General features: G+C 28.0%; 27 protein-coding genes. 14 read left to right on the top strand and 13 right to left on the bottom strand.

Going from position 1 to position 25,071, the window contains the following annotated elements; all coding sequences use genetic code 11:
• Positions 1-9 precede the first annotated feature (9 nt).
• From NKOR_RS00490 to NKOR_RS00480, 3 genes are read right to left on the bottom strand one after another with little or no spacing between them, the layout of a single operon-like run.
• Positions 10-909 (bottom strand): class I SAM-dependent methyltransferase, encoded by a 900-nt coding sequence (locus tag NKOR_RS00490; RefSeq protein WP_014962411.1) that lies wholly within the window; start codon positions 907-909, stop codon positions 10-12.
• A gap of 48 nt (positions 910-957) precedes the next feature.
• Positions 958-1,719, bottom strand: a complete 762-nt coding sequence (locus NKOR_RS00485; RefSeq protein ID WP_014962410.1) for a cytidylyltransferase domain-containing protein — start codon at positions 1,717-1,719, stop codon at positions 958-960.
• A gap of 49 nt (positions 1,720-1,768) precedes the next feature.
• A complete protein-coding gene (locus NKOR_RS00480) occupies positions 1,769-3,637 on the bottom strand; it encodes a Rieske 2Fe-2S domain-containing protein (protein ID WP_014962409.1) in 1,869 nt (622 codons plus the stop codon).
• Positions 3,638-3,729: 92 nt separating this feature from the next.
• Between NKOR_RS00480 and NKOR_RS00475 the strand changes: the two genes are divergently transcribed.
• A complete protein-coding gene (locus NKOR_RS00475) occupies positions 3,730-4,719 on the top strand; it encodes an SDR family NAD(P)-dependent oxidoreductase (protein ID WP_014962408.1) in 990 nt (329 codons plus the stop codon).
• Here the strand turns inward: NKOR_RS00475 and NKOR_RS00470 are convergent, their stop codons facing one another.
• The gene (locus NKOR_RS00470) at positions 4,720-6,237 is read right to left on the bottom strand and encodes a capsular polysaccharide export protein, LipB/KpsS family (RefSeq protein WP_016939517.1); all 1,518 of its coding nucleotides are present in this window, start codon (positions 6,235-6,237) and stop codon (positions 4,720-4,722) included.
• 57 nt (positions 6,238-6,294) lie between these two features.
• Between NKOR_RS00470 and NKOR_RS00465 the strand changes: the two genes are divergently transcribed.
• Genes NKOR_RS00465 through rfbC form a run of 3 tightly spaced genes read left to right on the top strand, consistent with a single transcriptional unit; the run spans position 6,295 to position 8,749 of the window.
• The gene (locus NKOR_RS00465) at positions 6,295-7,002 is read left to right on the top strand and encodes a glucose-1-phosphate cytidylyltransferase (protein ID WP_014962406.1); all 708 of its coding nucleotides are present in this window, start codon (positions 6,295-6,297) and stop codon (positions 7,000-7,002) included.
• Positions 7,002-8,222: a class I SAM-dependent methyltransferase gene (locus NKOR_RS00460; protein ID WP_232203005.1), complete on the top strand. Its 1,221-nt coding sequence runs from the start codon at positions 7,002-7,004 to the stop codon at positions 8,220-8,222. Before NKOR_RS00465 ends, NKOR_RS00460 begins: the two co-directional genes overlap by 1 nt.
• Positions 8,219-8,749, top strand: a complete 531-nt coding sequence (rfbC, locus tag NKOR_RS00455) for a dTDP-4-dehydrorhamnose 3,5-epimerase (protein ID WP_014962404.1) — start codon at positions 8,219-8,221, stop codon at positions 8,747-8,749. The genes NKOR_RS00460 and rfbC overlap by 4 nt, the downstream gene beginning before the upstream one ends.
• A gap of 5 nt (positions 8,750-8,754) precedes the next feature.
• Here rfbC and NKOR_RS00450 read toward each other — a convergent pair whose 3' ends face one another.
• From NKOR_RS00450 to NKOR_RS00430, 5 genes are all read right to left on the bottom strand, one after another.
• The gene (locus NKOR_RS00450; protein ID WP_014962403.1) at positions 8,755-9,771 is read right to left on the bottom strand and encodes an NAD-dependent epimerase/dehydratase family protein; all 1,017 of its coding nucleotides are present in this window, start codon (positions 9,769-9,771) and stop codon (positions 8,755-8,757) included.
• A gap of 46 nt (positions 9,772-9,817) precedes the next feature.
• Positions 9,818-10,309, bottom strand: coding sequence for a D-glycero-alpha-D-manno-heptose-1,7-bisphosphate 7-phosphatase (locus tag NKOR_RS00445; RefSeq protein WP_014962402.1), 492 nt, complete (start codon positions 10,307-10,309; stop codon positions 9,818-9,820).
• A complete protein-coding gene (locus tag NKOR_RS00440) occupies positions 10,302-10,895 on the bottom strand; it encodes a D-sedoheptulose-7-phosphate isomerase (RefSeq protein WP_014962401.1) in 594 nt (197 codons plus the stop codon). Before NKOR_RS00440 ends, NKOR_RS00445 begins: the two co-directional genes overlap by 8 nt.
• A complete protein-coding gene (locus NKOR_RS00435; protein WP_014962400.1) occupies positions 10,892-11,920 on the bottom strand; it encodes a GHMP family kinase ATP-binding protein in 1,029 nt (342 codons plus the stop codon). Before NKOR_RS00435 ends, NKOR_RS00440 begins: the two co-directional genes overlap by 4 nt.
• 65 nt (positions 11,921-11,985) lie before the next feature.
• Entirely contained in the window at positions 11,986-12,900 is a 915-nt protein-coding gene (locus NKOR_RS00430; protein WP_014962399.1) for an SDR family oxidoreductase, read from the bottom strand.
• Positions 12,901-13,047: 147 nt separating this feature from the next.
• Between NKOR_RS00430 and NKOR_RS00425 the strand changes: the two genes are divergently transcribed.
• The 3 genes from NKOR_RS00425 to NKOR_RS00415 all read left to right on the top strand — a co-directional run bounded on the left by NKOR_RS00425 (position 13,048) and on the right by NKOR_RS00415 (position 15,129).
• A complete protein-coding gene (locus tag NKOR_RS00425; protein ID WP_014962398.1) occupies positions 13,048-13,476 on the top strand; it encodes a glycosyltransferase family 2 protein in 429 nt (142 codons plus the stop codon).
• A 128-nt stretch (positions 13,477-13,604) separates the two neighbouring features.
• Positions 13,605-13,961 (top strand): hypothetical protein, encoded by a 357-nt coding sequence (locus tag NKOR_RS00420; protein ID WP_014962397.1) that lies wholly within the window; start codon positions 13,605-13,607, stop codon positions 13,959-13,961.
• Between the two features lie 7 nt (positions 13,962-13,968).
• Entirely contained in the window at positions 13,969-15,129 is a 1,161-nt protein-coding gene (locus NKOR_RS00415) for a glycosyltransferase (protein ID WP_014962396.1), read from the top strand.
• Between the two features lie 22 nt (positions 15,130-15,151).
• Here NKOR_RS00415 and NKOR_RS00410 read toward each other — a convergent pair whose 3' ends face one another.
• Entirely contained in the window at positions 15,152-16,090 is a 939-nt protein-coding gene (locus tag NKOR_RS00410; RefSeq protein ID WP_014962395.1) for a GDP-L-fucose synthase family protein, read from the bottom strand.
• A gap of 32 nt (positions 16,091-16,122) precedes the next feature.
• Positions 16,123-16,554 (bottom strand): NUDIX hydrolase, encoded by a 432-nt coding sequence (locus NKOR_RS00405; protein ID WP_014962394.1) that lies wholly within the window; start codon positions 16,552-16,554, stop codon positions 16,123-16,125.
• A gap of 62 nt (positions 16,555-16,616) precedes the next feature.
• Here NKOR_RS00405 and NKOR_RS00400 point away from each other — a divergent pair, with 62 nt between their 5' ends.
• The 3 genes from NKOR_RS00400 (at position 16,617) to NKOR_RS00390 (ending at position 19,320) form a co-directional block, all read left to right on the top strand.
• A complete protein-coding gene (locus NKOR_RS00400; RefSeq protein WP_014962393.1) occupies positions 16,617-17,636 on the top strand; it encodes a GDP-mannose 4,6-dehydratase in 1,020 nt (339 codons plus the stop codon).
• 55 nt (positions 17,637-17,691) lie between these two features.
• Positions 17,692-18,480, top strand: coding sequence for an FkbM family methyltransferase (locus tag NKOR_RS00395; RefSeq protein WP_014962392.1), 789 nt, complete (start codon positions 17,692-17,694; stop codon positions 18,478-18,480).
• A 111-nt stretch (positions 18,481-18,591) separates the two neighbouring features.
• Positions 18,592-19,320 (top strand): glycosyltransferase, encoded by a 729-nt coding sequence (locus tag NKOR_RS00390; protein ID WP_014962391.1) that lies wholly within the window; start codon positions 18,592-18,594, stop codon positions 19,318-19,320.
• Here the strand turns inward: NKOR_RS00390 and NKOR_RS00385 are convergent.
• Positions 19,307-20,260 carry an NAD-dependent epimerase/dehydratase family protein gene (locus NKOR_RS00385; RefSeq protein ID WP_014962390.1) on the bottom strand — a complete coding sequence of 318 codons (954 nt, stop codon included), beginning with the start codon at positions 20,258-20,260 and terminating at the stop codon, positions 19,307-19,309. The two genes, NKOR_RS00390 and NKOR_RS00385, sit on opposite strands and share 14 nt — an antisense overlap.
• A gap of 80 nt (positions 20,261-20,340) precedes the next feature.
• On the opposite strand from NKOR_RS00385, the gene NKOR_RS00380 reads away from it, so the two are divergent.
• The 4 genes from NKOR_RS00380 (at position 20,341) to NKOR_RS00360 (ending at position 24,032) form a co-directional block, all read left to right on the top strand.
• The gene (locus NKOR_RS00380) at positions 20,341-21,108 is read left to right on the top strand and encodes a glycosyltransferase family 2 protein (protein ID WP_014962389.1); all 768 of its coding nucleotides are present in this window, start codon (positions 20,341-20,343) and stop codon (positions 21,106-21,108) included.
• 132 nt (positions 21,109-21,240) lie between these two features.
• Positions 21,241-22,407 carry a lipopolysaccharide biosynthesis protein gene (locus tag NKOR_RS00370; protein ID WP_016939512.1) on the top strand — a complete coding sequence of 389 codons (1,167 nt, stop codon included), beginning with the start codon at positions 21,241-21,243 and terminating at the stop codon, positions 22,405-22,407.
• A 24-nt stretch (positions 22,408-22,431) separates the two neighbouring features.
• The gene (locus NKOR_RS00365; RefSeq protein WP_014962388.1) at positions 22,432-23,070 is read left to right on the top strand and encodes a glycosyltransferase family 39 protein; all 639 of its coding nucleotides are present in this window, start codon (positions 22,432-22,434) and stop codon (positions 23,068-23,070) included.
• A gap of 50 nt (positions 23,071-23,120) precedes the next feature.
• On the top strand, positions 23,121-24,032 hold the full coding sequence (locus NKOR_RS00360; protein WP_014962387.1) for a hypothetical protein: 912 nt from the start codon (positions 23,121-23,123) through the stop codon (positions 24,030-24,032).
• On the opposite strand, the gene NKOR_RS00355 is transcribed toward NKOR_RS00360, so the two are convergent.
• Entirely contained in the window at positions 24,020-25,033 is a 1,014-nt protein-coding gene (locus NKOR_RS00355; protein WP_232203004.1) for a polysaccharide biosynthesis protein, read from the bottom strand. The genes NKOR_RS00360 and NKOR_RS00355 overlap by 13 nt on opposite strands.
• Positions 25,034-25,071 lie beyond the last annotated feature (38 nt).

Here is a 25,071-nt window from a genome sequence, read left to right as displayed (position 1 = left end):
TAATTAGAATCAATTGATTTTTCTGGCATATAGAATAATAGTTCTTCCAAGATTTAATTCGGCAAGTTTAGAATAAAGTTCTTGTTTTAAGTCAGAATTGCCTTTGTTTAAATTAATTTCTAGATTCATTCTTTCAATATGTTTTTGTTTACCAAGTGATTCATTTTGTATGTAATCATTTCCCATTAATAAAAACAACTCAAGTGGAAAGGTAGTATCTTGATGTATTACATTAAATCTATTTTTTTCTAGAAGATTTCTAAGGCTGGAAAAAGTGAAATAGTTTATGTGAATTGGTGGATGAAGCCAATATTCATCTTTCTGTAAAACAGTTTTAACAATTTTTTGTAATGGATTGTAATCATTAGGAACTTCAACAATCAATATTCCGTTTTTATTCAATAAAGAATAACATTTTTTGATTATTTCTTCAGGTGAAGAAGAATGTTCTAACACTAATCTCATATGAATTGAATCATAAGTTTCAAGATCATTAGATGTAAGGTTTTGAAAGAATTGTTTTATTACTTTAATACCTAAAGAGTTAGCATAGTCAGCAGCCTCGTCAGATGGTTCTATTCCTGTTGTATCCCAATCATTATTCATAGCTCGTTTAAGAAAAAAACCAGCACCACAACCAATATCCAATATTTTTTTGGTATTAGAGTTAAGATGTTTTTCAAGAATTTTTAATTTTTCATCATATGTAATGTTCCAATAATCTAGTTCTGATTCATCTTTTTTGATATCATTAGGTTTTATGTGTTGAAAGAATTCCTTTTGATAAAGTTCCAGTAATTCACTATTTGTTGGAATTGGAGAAATGTGAATAAATCCACAAGATTTACAATCAATTATTTTAAAATTTTTGATTTCATTTAAAATTCGGCCTGAATGAGATTCGGTCATAAAATTGCTAGTCATATTGAATATAACAAGATTTTGAAAAAGATTATTTTAAAATCCTAATTTTTTGTCTTCTTCTAACGATTTTTTATATCCTTCATTCAGAATGTGGTCTTTATTGATTTTTTTTAATTCAGGTTCTTTTTTTAACACATCAAGAATGTCAGCAGTTAAAATTGGACGTTCATTGATCCGTTTTACTATTTCTTGTACAAAATGTAAATCATTTTTTTTATCTACAGACCATTTTAATTTTGAAAAATCTGTTTCGTGTTCATAATTATAAATAGAAAATTTGTCAGGGTTGTTATAGATAAAAGGAGTCACATGTTCTCGTTCTGATGGTTTTAATGCCTTTTCATGTACATGTTTTAGTGTTTCAAAAGAAAAAACTTCTATATCTGCACTTCCTTGAGGAAAAGTTCTAGGTAAATGAGTAGAAACGTAGTCATATTCATTATCAACGAAAATTTTTATGAGTGAATCAATTATGTTTGGATCAATTAGAGGACAATCAGATGTTATTCTAACAACAATATCTAAAGAAAAATTTTTTGCACATTCAAAATATCTTGACAAAACATCATTGATTGAACCACAAAAATATTTGACATTCATTTGTTTACAAAAACTTACAATTTGTTTATCTTCGGGTAGAGTTGTAGTTGCAATAATTATTTCATCAATACTTTTTGAGTATCCTATTTGCTTAAGAATAAAATGAAGCAAATTATGTTCATTATCTAAATTCATTAGCACTTTTCCTGGAAGTCTTGTTGAACCCATTCTTGCCTGAATTATGCATCCAATCATCTATTTTCATGAATTTATCAGTTATATTAAGAAATTTTTAGAATTTACCTTATTGTAAGGATTTAATTTTTGATTTGATTTCATCTATTAATTTTAATCGTTTGTTATTTGGAATTCCATGTATAGCACATCCATCGTTTAGATTTTCACCAATAGATTTGCTACACCCTATACAAAACAGACCATATTTTTCTAAAATATCTGAAACAGATTTTCCTCCTTGTTCAACAAGTGTTGCTATAGATACATTCCCCAACATGTTAGGATCATTACTTTGTATCCATTCTGCATTGTTAAAAGATCTCCAAGGAGCATGCATAAATTTCCAGAACGCTAAATTGTATTCGTCAGGATCTCTATGAAAAGTTGTCCAATAGAAAGCCTCATCCCATGAAAGATCATTGTTAATAATTTCAGCAACAACTGGCATTGGAATGGACATTGAAAGTTCACATTTTTCAGGTTTTGATAATTCTTGATATATAATATCACCATCTCTAAACGAGATTAAAGAATAAAGGGAATTTTTTTCTGAAAACGTTGTTAAACAAAAATCCATATTTCCAATAAAACGTACTATGTCAAAATTTTTAAAATTTAAAAAATATTTTTTTAATTGATTATGTGTCAGATTGTCATTTGTTAAGAGAAATTGTGTCATTGTTTCATCATTATTGATTTTTTTTAGATATGATAATAAATAATCGTCATCAAAGAATTTCTCTCGACTATCAACTCTTGAAATAAAATTTTTATTTTCATCCCATGATTCTCCAGGAATCAAGTCTAAAACCTTCACATCTGAAGATTTGAATTGTTCTTTTACATCATTGAGAGAAATTCCCTTCTTTATTTTTTGAAATGGTAAAAGTTCAGGAGGGAAGAGTGCTACAAATGATGCCATAGGTAGGAAAAAATCTGGTTTAAAGACATCTACCAATAATTTTAATTGTTTTAATGAAGCAAGATTTTTTTCTTTAATAATTTGTTTTTTTGTTTCTTCGTTTAGATGAGTCCAGTTACTAGGATAAGTTGTAGCGGGTAATCTTGAAAATTGAGCACAAACCAAATCTACATGATCAACTTTATCTTTAATATTCCAGTTAATTCCACTATCATTAAAATTCAACATTGTAAATTCCCCAGTTCGTAAATAGAGAATATTATCACTAAAATTCATTGAAGCTTTGAATGAAATAAGTTCTATAGATTTTGTCAAATTAAATGATTGGAATGGGGGCATTGATATGACATTTTTAAATCCAATTTTTTTTACAATTTTACCGAGTCGTTCATTATCAAAATCAGGTACGTAAACTGGAATATTTTTGTCTAACAAAGATAAGGTATATGGATGAAGATGATCACTATGTTCATGAGAAATCCATATTGCATCAATTTTAGGTAAATTTTGAACAGTAAATTGTGAAGGAGGAAAATGCGTCCATGAACCACATAATGCAAGTCCTTCAATCCAAGGATCCATTAATAGATTGAATCCATCCCATTCTACCAACAAACAAGCTTGGGTGATTAATGTAATTTTGGGAAATTTACTTTTAAGATTATTTTTATGATATGGTAGATTAGTAGATATGATATTATTATTTACAAATTTTAAATCAGCAAATAATTTATCATTTTTTTCAATTACATCATATGAAGATAAATGCGAATTTGGCGGAACTATAGAATTTCCAGTCTCTGGATCAAAAGTCCATCCATGATAAGGACATCTCCATTGTTTTTTTCCAGTAGGCTCAACAATTCCTTGAGCGTGAGGACAAATCGCACTGTATAAAATCAAATTACCATTTTGATTTTTAGTTAAAATGTAGGGTCGGTTTTTGATAGTTATTTTTTGTGGCAAATCTGACAAAATAGAGTTGCCTCCAATATGGATTAAATCAGAAGTCATAAAGGAAATACCAATCTTGAAGATATATAATTTCTTGAAGAGTGTTCTATAAAAAGAGAACTCATAAAACTAGGATATTTGTTCAAAATTACATGTTTGCAGGAAAAAAGATTCTCATTACTGGTGGAACTGGTTCACTAGGAAGAGCCTTAACAAAGAAATTATTAAAAGAAGATGTAGATACAATTCGAATTTACAGTAGAGACGAATTGAAACAATCACAAATGCAAAGTGAGATTCAAGATGATAGATTAAGGTTTTTTATCGGAGATGTAAGAGACAAAGATCGACTTTCAAGAGCTGTTGAAGAAGTAGATATTGTAATTCATACTGCAGCTCTAAAACAAATAGCTACTGCTGAGTATAATCCATTTGAAGCTGTAAAAACAAATGTTTATGGTTCTCAAAACTTGATTGATTGTTGTTTAGATAACAATGTAGATATTGCTTTAGCAATTGGAACAGATAAGGCTGTTTCACCACTAAATACCTATGGAGCATCTAAAATGCTAATGGAAAGACTTTTTGTATCTGCAAATTATTACAAAGGAAAACGTAAAACAAAATTTTTGTGTGTTAGATATGGAAATGTCTTAGGTAGCAGAGGGTCTCTTTTACCTGTAATGTTATCACAGATAAAAAATAATGAAGAAATAACAATCACAGATCCAAGTATGACAAGATTCAATATTAGTATGAATGAAGCATTAGAACTAATTCTTAGAACACTGAAATATGGAAAAGGAGGAGAAGTATTTGTTCCAAAATTAAAAGCATACAGAGTAAAAGAAATGAAAGAAGCAATAATGGAATTAACTAATGCCAATAACAATGAGAAGAGAATTCCAGTTAGACCAGGTGAAAAATTTCATGAGACATTAATTAGTAAAGAGGAACTGAGGAATACATTTGAAAGTGATAAAGATTACATAATTTTTGAAAAACAAAATCAAAATTATGATTATAATTCAATAAAAGAAGTCAAAAGTACTATTTTAACTGAGAATTATTCGTCTGATCTAGTACCAGAATTAACAAAAAATGAAATCAAAGCAATTCTCAAAAAAGAAAATCTGATATAGTTATTTTTTATTTAGATCATGAAAATATTCAATTTTTTTGACATATTCATTCGCAACTAATTCGAAAGAAGATTTATGAGTTTTAAACAGAAGGTTAAGTTTGTCATGGGTAATTTCTGAATCTAAAAATCCTCCTTCAAATATAGTATCTTCAATGAATTTTTGTATTTCCAAGAATTCATAATCGAATGAATTTTGATCTATAAATTGAACAAAGGCATTTAATTCCTTAAGATTGACTTTTTGTTTTAAGGAATTTTGAATTAATTCTGGAAGAGTAGTGATGTCAGTAACTTTGTTAACAGAAGAGATTTCAGAGTATATTGTATCCCCAAAAGTAATAACAGGTTTTTGATAAAGCAAAGCTTCCATTCCAGTAGAACCAACAATAGTTATTACAAGAGAGCATTTTTGAAGAATATCTTCTTGAGAAAATGCTGGATGCAATAATTTGACATTAGGTAATTTATGAATTTGTTTATAGAAATCAAGGTTTTTCCAACCAGTTAAACTTTGAGCAGGGTGTTCTTTCACACATAAGCAATAATCTACAGGTAAAGATTTTGCAATATGGGTAATTAATTCAATTTGATTAGTATAATACAGTGCAGGATCTGTGATTGATCTTTCTGGTTCAAAATGTATTGGAAAATAAATAAAATTTTCTTTAAAAGAAATTTTTGTCAATGAATTTTTTTTAAAAAAATTTTTGACTAAATAAGAATTATAAATTATATTAATTTCATTTTTAAATATGTTAAATCTTGTTCTTCCTATATTTCGATACAATTTTTTGTATTCAGAATTGTAAGTTTTTAGAAAAAAAGAAAACCCAATTTTTAATTTTTCTTTAAAAGGATTTTTATTCTTAACATACTGTTTTACAATTTTAGGGTACTTTTTGAAGTATTCATTTAATTCTTCAAAGGATTTAGCAGGTACATCATCATCAGTAGAATCAAAAATGAATTTTTGATCAGTTTTATCAGTGATTTCAGAAAGCATGAATTTGTAATTTATTCTTGTATAGCTTAAGGTCATAATTCGTGTACCTTTTCTTTTACACATTTTGTAAAGTAATTCCTGTCTAAAATCATTAAATGGGTAGATTATCAAAAAAGAAGGTTTTATTTCATCAATAATTTGTTCATATAGTTTACATTCAGCTTGAACTAATTGAAGAATTTCATTTCGTGAAAAATTATGATATAAATTATACTTGTAGAAATAGCGATCAGCATATACTATTGACCAAATGTTTATACCGAATTTTTCTTCAATAGTTTTCAGATAATTTAAATCAATTAAATTTCCAGATTTTAGTTCTTGATTATCACGGATATGCCAAATTTTTTTAAAAGTAACAATTTTTTGTTTGTTTAGAAAATTAGTATTTTTTATACTTAAATCAGAAATAGCATAAAAATCAGCATCATGTTTCTCTTGTAAAAACTTTGCAAATGCAAATTGACTCCACACACTATCAATCCAGAAAAGAATACTATCTTTAGAGTCCATGTTTATCATAATTCTAATAAAAGAGGCAATAAGAGTTTAGTTGGTTAAATAAGCATATTGAAAGCAGTAATTTTAGCGGGAGGATTAGGAACTAGGATCAGTGAAGAAACCAAAGTTAAACCAAAACCAATGGTAGAGATTGGAGGAAAACCAATTTTATGGCACATTATGAACAGATATGCATTATTTGGTATGAAAGAATTCATAGTTTGTTCAGGGTACAAAAAGGAAAAAATTATAGAATTTTTTGAAGATGAAAAAAATTTTCCAGAAGATTGGAATATAAAAATAATTGATACAGGGTTAGATACAATGACCGGAGGCAGACTAAAACAAATTAAAAAATACTGTACAGAAACTTTTTGTTTTACATATGGAGACACATTAAATGATCTTGATATTTCAAAATTAATAGAATTTCATCATAAAAATAAAAAAATTGCAACAGTTACAGCATGTCAACCTCCAGGAAGATTCGGGGTTTTAGAAATTGAAAATGAGGTTGTTACCAAATTTATGGAAAAACCAAAAGGAGATAATAATTGGGTTAATGGAGGGTATTTTGTTTTAGAACCCAAAATTTTTGATTATATTGAAAATGACCTAACAATTTTTGAAGAAACTCCGATGAAGGAATTAGTTCAAAATGGCCAATTAGTGGCGTATAAACACTCAGGATTTTATCAACCTATGGATACAATGAATGATAAAAATAGATTAGAAAAAATGTGGATAAATAATGAAGCTCTTTGGATGAAAATATAATGAAATGTAGATTTTGTAATAACGAATTAAAAACATCTTTTGTGGATTTGGGAAAATCACCAATGGCAAATTCATATCTAAAAGACAAAAACAAAATGGAGCCATTTTATCCTCTAAAAACATATGTATGTTCTAATTGTTTTTTGGTACAATTAGAAGAGTTTGAAAATCCAAAACAGATATTTTCAGATTATGCATATTTTTCTTCATATTCAACAACATGGGTGGAACATATCAGGGAATATGTTGATGAAGTAATTAAAAAAATGAAAATTGATGAAAAAAAACAAGTTATTGAAATTGCAAGTAATGACGGATACTTATTGCAATTTTTCAAAAAAAATAACATACCAATTTTAGGAATTGAACCTGCATCAAATATAGCAAAAATCGCTAATGAAAAAGGAATAAAAACCATAAATGAATTTTTTGGAGAAGAAACTGCAAAAAAACTAGCTGAGGAGGGGCAAAAAGCTGATTTATTGATTGGGTTTAATGTTTTGCCACATGTGCCAAATCTAAATGACTTTATGAAAGGATTAAAAATATTATTATCAGATAAAGGAATAATTACAATACAATTTTCAGCTTATCTATTACAATTAATCCAACAAAATGAATTTGATGTAATATATCATGAACATTTTTCATATTTTTCCTTATTTACACTTCAAAAAATTTTTACAAAATACAATATGACCATATTTGACGTTCAAGAAATTCCAATTCATGGAGGATCACTTAGAATATTCATTAAACATGAAAATAACATAAATTTTGAGATTTCAGATAATGTAGAAAAACAAATTTCCAAAGAAATAAAATTTGGGATTGCAGAAATTTCAAAATATCCTCAATTTCAAAAACAAACTGAACAAGTAAAACAAAATATCTTAGAATTGTTGATAAAAATCAAAAAAGAGGGAAAAAGTATTGCAGGATATGGAGCGCCTGCCAAAGGAAATACATTATTAAATTATTGTGGAATAGGCACTGATTTTATCGAATACACTGTAGACAAGAATCCCCATAAACAGAATCTGTACCTGCCAGGAACAAATATTCCAGTATATCCAATTGACATAATTTTTGAAAAAAAACCAGATTACGTATTGATTTTGGCTTGGAATTTTAAGGAAGAGATCATGGAGCAAATGAAACAAATTCGAGCATGGGGGGCAAAATTTATTGTATTAATTCCAGAGGTTGTCATCCTATGAAATTCCACGAGTTAAAGATCAAAGGCGTATTCATCGTTGAAATAGAAAAAATTGAAGATGAAAGAGGGTTTTTTGCAAGGACTTGGGATAAAAATGAGTTTTTAAAAAATAATTTGAATCCAGAAATTGTTCAGTGCAATATATCATTTAATTCTAAAAAAGGAACAATACGTGGAATGCATTATCAAGAATCACCTTATGAAGAAGCAAAAATTGTAAAATGTGTGAAGGGTAAAGTCTTTGAAGTGTTTATTGATTTGAGAAAAAATTCTGAAACATTCAAGAAATGGGGAAGTGTTGAATTAAGTTCAGAAGAAAATTTTGAGTTATATGTACCAGAAGGATTTGCATTAGGGTTTCAAACATTAGAAGACAATACAGAATTATTTTATCAAATGTCACAGTATTACATGCCAGAGAATGCAAATGGGATAAGATGGGACGATCCAATGTTCAATATTAAATGGCCAATGACGCCATCAATAATTTCTCAAAAAGATAAAGATTGGACAAACTTTAAAGATTGATTTAATCAGAGCAACTTTCCATTTATTTTTAAAATTTTAGATAATTCTGGATCAGATTCAATATGTTGATACCATTTGAGAGTAATGGTTTTTGTAGAATCAGTAATTTGACCAGCTTTTAATTTTTCATAAATTTCATTTGCACCAAATGAGATATTTTTTTCAGGTTTGAACCCTAAAGTGTTTCGGATTTTATCAAATGATGCAGCATAAGATCGGTGATCATTATTATCACCTAATTCTAATTCATATTTTATTCCAACAGATTGAGCTATCAATTCAGCTAATTGACCAATGGAATAGTTTTGTTCTTCATTTCCCACATTGAAAATTTCGCCATTTATGGAGGCCGTGTCTGCTTTTAAAATTAATTTATAAGCATTAACAGCATCTTGAACATGCAAAAACGGTCGTTTGTTATTTTTTCCTCTAACAACAATTTTTCCAGTTTTAAAAAGATCCAATACCATACTATTAACTGAAATATCAAATCTCATACGAGGAGAAAATCCATAAAGACTAGCAAATCTCATTACAGAAACACAAAATTTTTCATCAGATAATTTCAAGACATCAATTTCCGCTTTATGATTAGCTTTGGAATATGCAGTTATTGGAAAAACTTCTACATCCTCATTTGCTAAATTATCTTGTTGGCCATATACACTAGCACTAGATGCAAGAATATATCTAGGTACACCATGTTTTTTACTTTCAGTTGCAACTCGGACTCTACCTAAGTGATTTATTTCAAAAGTTTTCTCAGGGTTCAATTCACCAACAGGATCATTTGACAATGCAGCCAAGTCAAAAACAATGTCAACATCATCTAAAATTTTTGGATCAAACCAACGTATATCATCTTGAATTAATTCGATTTGATTTGTGTCTTGGAAAGATAACAGAAAATCTTTTCCAAAAAAGAACCTATCAAGACATTTGACAAAGTGTCCATCTTTAACAAGTTCAGGTATTAAATTAGATCCAACATAGCCTCCTGCACCAGTAACTAAAATATTCATATTAATTCACTTTTTTTCAGGTATTTTGAGGTTTGGAAAAAAATTCTTAAGATAATATTGTTTTAAGAATATTTTCAAAATCACAAGAATTTTCTTGAATCTTTATAGTTTTACAACCAACAGATTCACCTGCATCAACATCAGAATCTCTATCACCCACCATCCAACTAGATAAAGGGTCTATAGAAAAATCATCAATTGCTTTAATTAATAATCCAGGTTTAGGCTTTCTACATGTACAATTTTCGGCAGGAGTGTGAGGACAATAATAAAAATTATCAATATTTGCTCCAAATTTGTTTAGATAAGCCTGTATAGAAGCATGTATTTCATCTACATTACTATGTGTAGTTAAGCCTCTATTAATGGCAGATTGATTACTTACAACAATTATCAAAAACCCAGATGCTTGTAATTTTTTAATAAAATTTTCAATATTGGGAAAAATTTCTAATTCAGAAATATCTTTGACATAATCATCTCGGTTTCGATTTAAAATTCCATCACGATCTAAAAAAATTGCTTTTTTTTTATTCATATTTAAAAACAGGTTTACCTTTATGTCTAATAGCATTCGTAATGCAATGACATAATGTCAAATGTTGTGATTCAATAGTTAACATATCAGAACTTGGAATTTTTATGCATACATCACATACATTATTTATTAAACCGCCAGAACTACCAGTCATACCAATACAAATTGCACCATTTTTTTTAGCAAATTTTAGGGCTTTTATGATATTTTTAGATCTTCCACTACCACTAAAAGCAAGTACCACGTCACCTTTTGAAAGGTGATTTTTTAATTGCTCAGAAAAGATCTCATCATATGAAACATCATTTGACCATGCAAGTATTACCGGAATATTATCAACAAGAGAAATTGCTTTGAATCGTTTTTGATTTTTTGTTAAAGCAGTTTTTAATAAATCTGAAACAAAGTGAGATGCAGTAGAACCAGAACCTCCATTACCTAGAGTAAAAATAATTTTGTTAGAATTTCGTGCAGAAATAAGAATTTTAACAATTTGTGATATTTGATCAACATTTTTGGATAAAGATGAAATGCATGTTGATTGAGCATCTAGAAAATCAATTAAAAAATTTTTATCTGTGGTCATGTTTTATCAGAAGTAGCAAAGTCATATAAGTTTAGAATTTTAGGACCATCATCATAAAATGTAGAATTTACTTTTTGTAAACCTAAGGAATTCATTTTTTTAATTAAAGAAGGTTGCTTGCTCGATTCACAATATAGTAGCATATGACCACCACCACCGGCTCCAGTTAGTTTGCCTCCTAACGCACCTGATTTTAAAGCGGAATTATAGATATCATCAATTTTTTGATTAGACACACCATCTGAAAATTGTTTTTTTGCTTCCCAACCTTTGTGAAGTAATTCTCCAAATTTTGTAATATCGGATTTTTTAATGGAATCACACATTTCGAGTGATAAATCTTTGACATATTGTAACGATTTTAAAATATTTTGATTTTTTTGTTTTATTCGTTCGATTTGATTAGATAGAATGGGAGAGCTTTCTCGTGTCTTTCCAACAAAAAATAAAACCAAGTTTTTTTGTAATTCAGTTTTTAATGAGTTAGATAACGATATAGGCGAAACAGTTGTTTTTTCTGAAGTAAATTTTATAAAATTAAAACCTCCAAATGCTGTTGCATATTCATCTTGTTTTCCCATTGGCCAATGAAGTATCTCCCGTTCAATCTTAAAAGCAGTTTCAGCTATTTCTGAGCTTTGCCAATTTTTCTTTTGAAGTTTTGTTATAACATTTACTAAATTAACAGCTAAAGAACTTGATGATCCTAAACCAGAACCTGGTGGAGCATCACTGCAAACAGTAATATTTGAACCATAATTGTAATCTAAAAATTTTATTATTGAAGAAGCAATTTCAGTTCCATCTTCAATTTCTATTTGTTTTAGTTCAGTGGCTTTGTAATGTTTTTGAAAATCTGGAGAAAATGATTGAAATGAAGTGTCATTCCTATGTTGAAAAATAACATAAGTAAATTGATCAATGGTTGTAGTAAGTACATTACCCTCAAAATCATTATAGAATTCAGGTAGATCAGTACCTCCGCCGGCAAAACTAATTCTGACAGGAGTTATTCCAACTATCATATAGAAAAATTATGTACTTAACTTATGTACTTTTTGAAGAAATGATAGAAACTAAAAATCCAAATTTACTCATAATTAGATTTTTGAGATTGTTCAAAAATAAACTCAATTCCAGAAGTAATATCATGAAAATTAAAATTTATTAAATTTTCTAATTTACTTGAATCCAAACATGTACGGTTTGGCCTTGGAGCTTTTTGTGGTTTTTCACTTTGAGTCACGGGTTTAATCAAATTTGTATCTAAATTAAAAATTTCAGCAATTTGTGTTGCAAATTCAAATCTATTAACACAACTTTTGCCAGTTGAATGGAATAAACCAGATGATTTATTTTCAATGATTTTAATTATTGCAAGTGCTAAATCATCCACTAAAGTTGGAGTAGCATATTGATCTACATGAGGATCAACATATTTTTTTTCTTTGAGAGTATCTATGATCCAGTTAGTAAATCTAGATTTTTTATGCCAACCATAAATTACTGCAGGTCTTAAAACTACATTTTGAGGATAGTCTAAGACTATTTTTTCAGCTAAAAGTTTTGTAACTCCATAATGATTAATGGGGTTGGTAGAATCATTTTCAGTATATTTGTTATTTCTTGTTCCATCAAAAACCCAATCAGTAGACAAATAAATTAAAGTTGAATTGATTTTACTAGCAAATTTAGCAATATTTTCTGTAAGATTTACATGAAGAAAATTTGCCAGGTCACGATTTTCTTGACACCAATCTACACTTGGATGAGAAACTGTATGAACAATAACATCAGGATCATATTGAACAATCAAATTTTCAAGTTTTGATAATTCATCAGGTAAGGAAATTTTTGTAGAAGATAAAGTAGAAAGAGGTAAATTTGTACAATAAGTCAAATGTATATCAAAAATCTTTTGAGCATATGATGCCAATGTACTTCCAACAAGCCCAGTTCCTCCTAGAATAAGCAATTTTGGACGATTGATGTTTCCTTTTTTCATAATAGTAAAATTAGTATTACTTGTGTTAATATTATTTATTTAATTTCTGAAAGTTTGATATATTTAATCATCTATAAAATCAATTTTTTTAAAGGTACAATGAATAAACATCAAATTGAACCATAAGTTATAATCGAGAGAAGGAATATGGAAAAAAATAATGATTCAAATAAATTTTCCTCAGGAATTTCGATTGGATTACCTGTATATAATGGAGAAAAATTTCTTGAGAAAAGAATCAAAGGAATTTTGAATCAAACATTTCAAGATTTTGAAATTATTATTTCAAATAATGCATCTACAGATGCAACAGAAAAAATTTGTTTAGAAATGCAAAAACAAGATAGTCGAATTACATATCATAAACAATCTACGAATATTGGAGGTATGTCAAATTTTGATTATGTTTTACAAAATGCAAAAAGAGAGTTTTTTGTATGGGCTGCAGTAGATGATGAATGGGATTCAAAATTTTTAGAAAAGAATTTTGAATTTCTTGTTAAAAATAAAGAATTTGTGGGGTCAGTTTCCAAAGAAGATTTTATAAAATCAAATGAAGATGAAAAAAAATTGTAAATACTAGAAAAAAAATTAGAGAAAAATTATATTCAAAAAGGCCAAATCTCTATCCAATTAAAGGAAACTATTCTAAAAAAATAAAGGATATTTTAAAATCAAAATCCAGTAATATGATTTACGGGGTAATGAGAACACAGTTTCTTCAAAAAAGTATGATTAATGAAAGATTTTTGGGTGATGAATGGCCCATTATGTTTAACATAGTAAAATATGGTTCATATAATGAGTTTCCAGAAAAAATGTTGTTAAGAAGAGAACATGGAGAATCATGGCAAGGGATTTTGTATTTGGCAAAAAAATTTAACCGCAATTCATTGGGCATGATTTTTCCAAATTATCCTTTAACATCATGGTGTATAAGAAATTTAGAAAGTAGTGTATTTTTAAAAAATTTGGATCAAATGGTTATGTTAAATTTTGAAGCTGGATTAGGTGTAATATTTGAGATTTTATTAATAATAAAAAATAAAATAACAAAATAAGATAACGATGAAAAGAATATATCTAAAATCTAGATTTACAGGAATGAAATTACATGCATTGTATGATATTTTAAAGAATTATCCTCCTGAAGGATACACAATTGTTTCATCAAAGGAAAGTCAAAATCATATATTTACAAAAATAGCTAGTAAACATAGGAATTACTTATACAAACAATTTTTGCAGTCTTTTGGTTCATTACCATATATTTTAAAACAAATTAATTCTGATGTCACAATACAAAATGATGTAGATTTAATTTATGCATCACAACATGTAATTAAAACTGAAAAAAACTGGATTGTTGATTTAGAATATTCAAACGCATTATCAGGATATTTGGATATAAAATTTAGTAAAAGTATCATTTCAAAACAACTCTCTTCAAATAGTTGTAAATGTATAATGCCTTGGAGTAAGTGGAGTTTAGAAACTTTGCAAAATTCTTTTGATACAAAAAACTTTTCAGAAAAAATTAAGATTGTTAGATATACAGTTCCACCAAAAAATTTTTCAAAACAAGATAATGAAACGTTAAAAATTTTATTTCTTGGAAGTACAAATCCAGCAAATATAGATAGTTTTGAGTTTAAAGGAATGTATGAAACAATTGATGCGTTTTTAGAAATTCAAAAAGATTTCGAAAATGTTGAATTAGTAATAAGATCTATCGTACCTCAACACCTTAAAGAAAAATTGAAAAACTACAACAATATTACGATTTTAGAAAAACCTCTTTCAACAAGAGAATTAGAAAAATTATTTAAAACATCAGATATTTTTCCTCATTCTGGCTTTGAAGTACTTAATTTATCAGTTTTAGAGGCTATGAGTTATGGATTACCTGTTATTGCAACATCACTTTACAACACACCAGAATTAATCCAAAATATGAAAAATGGTATATTGATAGATCTTCCTAAACCAAAATCATTTTATGCAAAAAATGGGGCCCCTAATGATTATTCAAAACAGTTTCTAGTAGAAATGCGAAAATTAAGACCATTTATGACAAAAAAATTAATTGAAAATTTCAAACTTTTAATTGAAAACAAAAAATTAAGAAATCAGATAGGAAAAGAATCTAAACTGACAATTGAAAAGGGAGAATTTTCCCTTAAAAAAAGGAATGATATTTTGAAAGAAATTTTTGAAATATCGATTTAGGATTGTAAAAAGCACATTGTAATCACAAGGTTCCATTAATTTTTTCAATATACCATTTTACGGTTTTTTCTAAACCAGTTTCCAGATTCACTAAAGGTTTGAATCCAATTTTTTCTTCTGCTAATTTTATGCTCACACATCTTCGTGGCTGACCATTAGGTTTTGATGTATCCCAAATTATTTCACCCTCAAAATTCATGATTTTACATAAAACAGTGACCAATTCTTTTATGGAAACTTCTTTTCCAGATCCCAAATTAATGGGAGAATCATCATCATATTTTTCAGCAGCTAAGATAATTCCCCTTGCTGCATCTTCCACATACAAAAAATCTCGGGTTGGAGAACCATCACCCCATACGGTTAACGGGGTATCTTCAATTTTTGATTTGTGGATTTTTTTTATTAGTGCAGGAATTACATGAGAACTTGATGGATCAAAATTATCTCTAGGACCATAAAGATTCGTGGGAAACACTACAATTGATTTGAAATCATATTGTTGCCTATAGGATTGAGATTGAACGAGCAACATTTTTTTTGCAAGTCCATATGGAGCATTTGTCTCTTCAGGATATCCATCCCATATAGAATCTTCAGAAAAAGGCAATGTCGTAAATTTTGGATAGCTGCAAATTGTTCCTAACGCAATAAATTTTTCTACGCCAGTATTCTTTGCTTCATTCATTAATTGTGTTCCCATCATTATATTATCATAAAATAATTCTGCAGGTTTTTCTTTATTGAATCCAATACCACCAACTTTAGCAGCTAGATGAAAAACAATATCAATATTTTTAACAATTCTTTTGCAATTTTCGTGTTGAGTTAAATCACATTCCGATGATGTAGGTGTGATTAAATTTTTAACAGATTTTTTTTTCAATGCTTCAATAACATATGAGCCTAAAAATCCATTTCCGCCAGTAACTAAGACATTTTTTTCATTCCAGTTAATCACAGTATGTCAAATCAAGTTATGAATTATTTAAATTACTTGTCTAGAAAAATTGCTTTCTGAAGCATTGGGATATAAAATGAGCCTATTTGAGAAGGAATTTGAGAAAAGAATTTTGCATCAGATGCTTGGAAATCTAATTTTATGTTAGTATTTTTGGTAGAAACAAGAAAACAATGAGTGATATCATGTCTTCCAGGATAAACTTTTTCAAAAAAACCAATCTCTTCAATGATTTTTGTATTGATACCCAATTCATTGTTAGAGATTCGTTTTACAGCAGCCTCTAATTTTTCTCCAAAATGGATTATTCCACCAGGCAAACACCACTTATTCTTATAGGGAGAAATTGCTCGTTTTACCAACAAAAATTCAGATTGTGGATTTAAGACAATTAGATCTACACAAGACATAGGAAATGATCTTTTTGATATTTCAAAGTCCTTTTCAGATACAAACTTGATCAATTAGGCTTAAGTCTAATCTAGGATTATTTAAATAAACAATCTAAATTTGGTGTAATATAATATTGAAAATTGAAACTATAGAACAATGTAAAGGGAAAAAAATTCTGATAACAGGCGGTGCAGGATTTATTGGATCAGAAATCGTAAGACAGATAACAAATTCAGGAGGAAAGGCAGTTATTTATGACAATTTTTCATCAGGTAAAAGAAAGTATCTAAAAAATATTCAAAATATTGAAATCATTAAAGGAGACATAAAAAATAAAAAACTTTTAGAAAAATCAATTAAAAAGTGTGAATATGTAATAAATTTGGCGGCATTGCCATTCATTCCTGATTCATATAATTTCCCGCAGCAATTTTTTGATGTGAATACAAATGGTACATTAAATGTAATTTTAGCTTCAATGAAAAATAAAAAAATGAAAAATTTTGTTCACATATCCACAAGTGAAGTATACGGAACAGCAAAAAAAAGTCCAATGGATGAAAATCATCCAACTTTACCACATTCAACATATGCAGTAAGTAAATTAGCAGCAGATAGAGCAGTTTTTACAATTCATAAAGAACATAATTTCCCAGCAGTCATAATTAGACCATTTAATTCATTTGGGCCTAGAATTACACAGCCATATATCATCCCAGAAATCGTTTCACAGTTCAAAAAAGAAAATAAGGAAATAAAACTTGGAAATGTAGAATCATCAAGAGATTTTACATTTGTTAGAGATACAGCAAATGGAGTGATTAAAGCACTTTTTACGGATAAAGCAATTGGTGAGACGATTAATTTAGGTAGTGGAAAATCTTACAAAATTAAAGAAATTGTAAAAATTATTGGCTCAATATTGAATAAAAATTACAAAATTAAAGCGGATAAAGAGAGGATTAGGCCTTTTGATGTAAATAAATTAGAATGCAATAATAATAAAGCAAAAAAAATACTTGATTGGAAAATCACAACTTCGTTTAGGGAAGGATTAGAGGAAACCATACAATGGGTAGATGAAAATGAAGTAAGATTTGGAACATCATTTAAAGGATGGACAAAAAATGAAATTTATAGAAAAAAGAGATAATAATTAATAAAAGAAATTTTAAATGTGATTCACCAATTCAAAAGTAATTAGATTCATGAAAATTCAAAATTTATTTCATAAAATAAAAATTATTTTAAAAATAATTAATATAACAAAGAATTCTAAAGAAACTTTAAAGTTAATTATAAAAAATAAATGTCCACCAAAAATAGAATTAAAAAATGGAATTAATTTTTATACAAATGAAAATGCTTTGGATGTTGTTGCAATTATAGAAAACTTTTCTTCAGAAAATAATTATGATCGATATTTGATAAAAACAAATGAAAATCAGCATATAATTGATATTGGTGCTAATATTGGAACTTTTTCAGTATATATTGGCAAAAAATATCCATCAGCAAAGATATTTTGTTATGAACCAGATGAAAAAAATTATGATAAGCTTCTAAAAAATATTCAAATTAATTCAATCAAAAATACTGTAACGTATCAAAAAGCTGTTGGTAAAAAGAATGGAATAAGCACTTTGTTTTCTGATGAATATGGTAAATTTGGAACTGTAGGTTCTTCAACAAATAAAAAAGGACCAAAAGAAAAAAAAGTAGAATCTATTACATTACAAAAAATTCTTGAAGAAAATAAAATTGAAAAATGTAATTTGTTAAAATTAGATTGTGAAGGTGCGGAGTATGAAATTTTAATGAATAACGAACAGATTTTTAATAAAATTGAATTGATTTCGTTAGAATATCATAATGATAATATTCATAATGGAAATGAATTGAAAAAGTTTCTAGAAAATATAGAATATCAAGTTGAATTAATACCTGATAAACACAGTAATGAATATGGTTTTATTCATGCCAGAAAAATCAAATAAGATGATAGAAAAAGAACTCATTTCTGTTCTAATCCCTGTTTTTAAAATTAAAAAAAACTTCTAATTCAAAGCATTTCAAGCATATTAGAACAATCATATCAAAAAATTGAAGTGATTGTAATTTTTGAAAAATCAAATTCAGATTTAGATAAAGATATTGAATCAGTCCTTAAGGAAAAATCAAAAGATTCAAGATTAAAAGTAGTTTTACAACAAAAAAAAGGAATTGCAAATTCATTAAATGAAGGAATCAATGAAGCAAGCGGGGAATTGATTGCACGAATGGACGCAGACGATATTTCTGAAAAAAATAGGTTTGAGGAACAAGAAAAATTTTTGAGAGAAAATAATTTAGACCTAATAGGAAGTTGGGCAACATCAATTTCAGAAAATAATGAAATTTTAGGAACCATTGAACCACCAACAAAAAATTCAGAAATTAGAAAGAAAATCATGTTTCATAATCCATTTTTACATCCATCAATAATGTTTAGAAAAAAAATCATAGAAAAAATTGGTACATATAATACATCATTTAATGGTGCAGAAGATTATGATTTGTATTTTAGAGTTATTTCAAATGGATTCAAAGTTGGAAATATACCAAAACCATTGATTAGATTAAGAGAAACTACAGATTCAGTTATGAGAGGAAAAAATTGGAGAAAAAATAGAAAAATAAATTTTCAAGTCAAGAAAAATGCAGTAAAAAATTTAGGATTTAATTCAACTTACGATTTAATTTATTTTTTAATAACACCATTAACATTTTTTGTATCACCAAAAAATGCATTTGTTCTAAAAAATAAGATTGGATATAACAGAATTAATCAAAAATAGGTTTGGATTTTAATAATTCAATTACTGTTTTTTCAATAGATTCAGAGCTATTTAGAGATGGAGTCCATCCTAAACTCTTAGATTTGCTAATATCCAACAGCATGGTTTTTACATCCCCAATCCATCCACGACCATCTTTTGTTCCACCAGAAAAATTTTTATGAGTATTTTCTAAATTAGTATTTTTCAATATTATGTCAACTATGTCTTTAACTTGAATTTGCGTATCAGAACCTAGATTGAATATTTGAAAATTTTTTGTATTTGCTTGAGTTATTGCTAAAAGTCCAGAAATACAATCATCTATGTAAAGATATGACTTGTTTTGAGTACCATCTCCTAAAATCTCAAGTTCATTTTGATTTTTTCTTAATTTATTTAGCATATCAAAAAGTATACCATGTTTTGAAAAAGGCCCTACCACATTAGCAAGTCTGATCGCCGTACCAATCTTATCATAGGTATGGCAATATGAAGAGATCATGAATTCGCAAGCTAATTTACTTCCAGCATACAAGGAAATTGGAAAACACTGTATCGTCTCAGGTGTTGGGAAAATTTCTACATCTCCATATACAGCAGATGTTGATGTAAATGAAATTGTTTTTGTTTCTATAGTCTTTAACCATTCTAGCAAGTGGTAGGTCGCTTGAACATTATTCTGAAATATTGATTGTGAATTAGTTACACTTAGTCTAACTTCAGGATCTGCAGCTAGATGGAATACAACATCATAATCATTACTTAATTTTTGATAATCATCAGGATTGCACAAATCTCCTTTCACCAAAATAATTTCATTATTTGAATAATTTTGAAAATTAGCATTTACAGAAAAATTATCAAAAATCGTTACATCATTATTATTAGAAAGAGTATTTGCAAGCGAAGTTCCAATAAATCCTGCACCGCCTGTTATCAGAATTTTTTTGGATTTCATAGTTTATCAACAATATTCTAGTTGTTATTATAAATTGAGTCGTCATCCTTATCTACTTTAGGTAAAAAGAGGAAATAATTTTGATAACAATTGGAATACCTGCATACAACGAGGAAAAAAATATTGCAAAAGTGATTGTTCAATTACAGGATAAGGGCTATTCCATCATAGTTTGTGATGATGGTTCAAGTGATATGACCGCAAAAATTGCTGAAAAAATGAATGTGATAGTAATACGCCATGAAAAAAACTTGGGTTATGGAGCAGCTATTCGCAGTATATTTCTTAAAGCAAAAGAATTGAATACAGATAGTTTAGTAACATTTGATGCAGATGGTCAACATCGAGTTGAAGATATCACATCACTAATTGAACCATTAACAAAAGATAAGGCAGACATTGTAATTGGTTCTAGGTTTTTAGGTCAAGATGAATCAAATATTCCAAATTATCGTAAAACAGGTATCAAAGTAATCACAAAGATTGCCAATATATCCGGAGAGAAAGAATTAACAGATTCACAAAGTGGTTTAAGGGCATATAATTCAAAAGCTCTAGAATCTATTACTCCATCAGAAAATGGAATGGGGGTATCTACAGAGATTTTAATTAAAGCAAATAAAGCAAATTTAAAAATTTTTGAAATTCCTGTAACAATTTTGTATGAAGGAAATACATCAACACATCATCCGGTGAGTCATGGTGCATCAGTGATAGTAAGCACAATGAAATTCATTTCAATAGAAAGACCTTTGAAGTTTTATGGGATTCCAGGAGTGGTTCTTTTATCTATTGGTTTATTTTTAGTTTTTGGGCAATTCAGGGATTTGCTGAAACTAGACAAATAATAACCAACGTTTCGTTGATTGGAATTGGAACAACAATTTTAGGTTTAATTTTTCTGATGAATGCAATTTTGTTATTTACATTGGTAAACTTAGTGAGAGAAGGAAAAGAAAATTAAAAGAATTGGAAAAATTATGACAAAGTTTTTTGAAAAAATCATCAAACTTGTTGTGAGATTTAAAGATCTAACAGCAATAGGCGTGGCAAATCTTGTTGCATCTGCAATTGGTGGAATTTTTTGGATTTTATTAGCAGCATTAATGGATGCTGAAGCCTATGGAGAAATAGGGTATTTTCTTTCTATTGCATCAATTGTAGGAGTTGCAGCAGGATTAGGTGCATACAATACAATGACAGTGTATACTGCCAAAGGAGAAAAAATTCAAAAATCATTATGGTATATGGTTGGATTATCAGGGATTATTTCTTCGGTAATTATATTTTTCATATTTCAGAATTTAGGGGTAAGTATTCATGTTTTAGGATATGTAATTTTCACTTTAATAATAAGCGAAACGTTAGGAAAAAAATTCTATATAAAATATTCAAAATTAATAATTACCCAAAGATCACTTATGTTTGGTCTGGCCATGGGTTTATTTTTTGGAATAGGTCCAGATGGAGTAATATTAGGAATTGGATTATCTTTTATTCCATTTGTAATAATAGTATACAAAAGTCTAAAAGAATCCGAATTTTCAATAGAACATCTAAAAAATAAAAAAAATTTTATTGCAAATAACTATGTTTTAGATATTTCAAAAGTCTTAAGTGGGCATTTAGACAAATTAATTATTGCTCCAATTTTTGGATTTGCTATATTAGGAAATTATTATTTAGGAATTCAAATTTTTAATTTATTATCTTTATTGCCTGCTGCAGTTTTGTATTACACACTTCCTCAAGATGCTAGTGGAAAACCAAACATAAAATTAAAAAAAGTTGTGTTTGGTGCATCAGGAATACTAGCTGTATTAGGAATTTTTTTATCTCCAATTCTAATCCCTAACTTCTTTCCAAAATTTTTGGATGCAATTTTAGTAATACAAATTCTTAGCATAGCCATAATTCCCAAAACAGTTACTTTCATGTATATGTCAGAATTTATGGGAAATGAAAAAATCAAAACTGTTGTAATAGCCTCAGCGATCTTTGTTGTCGTACAAATTGTATTAATATTCATTTTAGGAGAAATATATGGGATTTTAGGACTAGCTGTAGCACTAGTTATAGCTAATGTAGCAGAGGCAGGATATTTGTCAGGCATAAAAAAATTCAGTCCAAGATCTAGGATAGTTTAATAATATTTTTAGGAATTTTTTGTTATGAACTCTGAATTCAACAATAAGACTAGAAGGCCAGAAAATCAAAAACCTAGAATTTTGAGAAATACATCATTTCTTTTAATAGGATTATTTGTTTCTGGATTGATAATAAGGATTTTTTATACACCATTTGAGTTACCGTTAACACAAGATGCATTAGATTATTTTTGGTATGCAAATGATGTCAGCATAACAGGAGAACTACCAAGAGGATACAATGTAGGAAATAATGGCTGGCCACTTTTTATGTCAGTATTTTTTTCCATGACAAATTCTGAAAATTTTTTAGATTATATGATATTACAAAGAAGTTTAAGTATAATAATTTCTTGTCTGACAATTCCAATAGTTTTTTTAATTTGTAAAAAATTTTTTAATGATAAATTAAGTCTTGTAGGTGCTGCAATTTTTGCATTTGAGCCAAGAATTATTGAAAATTCATTGTTAGGAGTCACAGAACCTCTTTACATTTTATTTGCAGCGTTGAGTGTTTTTTTGATTTTAAGTAAAAAGAATGAGTTCATTTTCCTGGCTTTTATTTGTGCAGGAATTGCAACAATTGTAAGAGTTGAAGGAGTTTTTATATTAATTGGAATAAGTACATGGTATTTTTTAAATCATAAAAAAATAATAAATTAATTTTAAAATATCTATTATGTTTATTTCTGTTTATTTTAGTAGTTGCACCAATGTCAGTTTTACGTACAGAAGTAACCGGATACGACTCTTTAACGAGTAAAATATCTAATTCACAGAACGAAATTGAACGAGGTTCTAGTTCAATAGGAATTTACAATTGGATTAGTGAAGGAATAGTAAATTTTGTAAAAATGTTGGGATGGGCAGCAATTCCAAGCTTTGTTTTGATTTTACCTATAGGCTTTTTTTTGATGTGGAAGAATAGAGAACCTACAAAAATCTCAATTACTGCATTAATTGTGATTTTTGCAATTCCTGCATTTTACGGTTATTCAGTAAAAGCATTTGACACAAGATATCTTTTCTTACTATATCCAATTTTTTGTATTGTATCATTATATCCAATCAAAAAAATATATGATCGAGTATCAAAAAAAGATCTTCTTTTGATACTATCTACATCATGTATAGTTTTGGCATCCATAGGTTTTTTTGAATATCAAAATGAAGAGTCTCAACGGGAATTTGAAGCATACCAACTTTCATTTATTGTTGCAGAAAAAACTAAGATTATCAATCAATACATTCCAGAATCAGGATATCTTCCAATTGTTGGATTAACTGAAATAGAAGAATTTCCAATATTACGAAATCAATTTAATGATTCAAATGATATTTCAAAATGCCTAGACCCTAGGAAATGTAATGGGTTAATTCCAATTACAAATGTATCACTAGAAGAATTTATCAAAAATAACAAAGAATCAGGATTAACTCACATTATAGTTGATGATTCAGAACATTTCTTGTATAGGGTTCAATTTTTAAAAAATGTTTTTGAAAATGAAAATGAATTTCCATATTTAATCAAAGAATTTGATTCACAAGAAGAAGGTTTTACATATCATATGAAGATTTTCAGAATAGATTATGATATTTTTGAGAATGTCTATGATTCATAGCTTTGTTTTAGAAGATTTTTGATTTCTTTTTTTGAAATAGGTTGAAGTTTTTCAAAATAATTTTGAATGTTCTTAGCTTTTTTTGCACCTACATATTTTTTGAGTCTTTCAGGCTTAGATATAGGAGGGATTATAAAGAAATTTTTTGTTTCTAGCGCATTTTCCATTTCTGTATTATTTAGCAAAAATTCAATTAATTTCTCGCCAGGTCTTATTCCAATAGTCTTCATTTTGATTTTGTTTGGATCGTGACCAAATTTAGGAGCAAGAATTTCTTTCATTGTTTCAAATAGTTCTTTTAAGTTTAGTAATGGCATTTTTGAAACAAATATTTCTCCTCCTTTTGCAAGATCAGCAGCACTCAGAATGAGATTAATTGCATCATGTTCACTCATAAAAAATCTCATCATTCTTTGATCGGTTAATGTGATAGGTCCACCTTTTGCAATTTGTTTTTCAATCTTTGGCAAAATTGAACCACGTGATTTTATAACATTACCAAATCTTACAGTGGCAAGAATTGTTTTAGAATTTTGTTGAAATCCCTCAGAAGACATTAGCTTTTCAGCCAAAAGTTTTGTTGCTCCCATTACACCAATTGGATTGACAGCTTTATCAGTGCTAATTAAAATAACTTTTTTGACAGATTCTATAATGGAGTATTTAATGACATTTCGAGTTCCAATCGTATTTACTGTAATTGCTTCAAAAGGATTTGATTCACATCTATCAACATGTTTTAGTGCAGCAGCATGAAAAACGATGTCAATATTTTTTATGATTGAAGAAACGATATCTTCATTTCGTATATCGCCTATAACATATTCAATATTTTTATGATTAGAAAATTGTTCTTCTAATTCAAAAAGACCATTTTCATCATTACTAAAAACAATAATTTTTTTGGCATTTTCTATTATTGCTTGCTTGACTAATGCACTTCCAATAGTACCAGTACCACCAGTAACCAAAATTGATTTATTTTTTAATATTGATGTCATATTCTCACTTCTGGATTTAATTGCCATAAAACACTTAC

Source organism: Candidatus Nitrosopumilus koreensis AR1 (genome assembly GCF_000299365.1).
GTDB lineage: Archaea > Thermoproteota > Nitrososphaeria > Nitrososphaerales > Nitrosopumilaceae > Nitrosopumilus > Nitrosopumilus koreensis.
The sequence above is the reverse complement of the archived record's forward strand: the minus strand, read 5'-3'. Positions and strand labels throughout refer to the sequence as shown.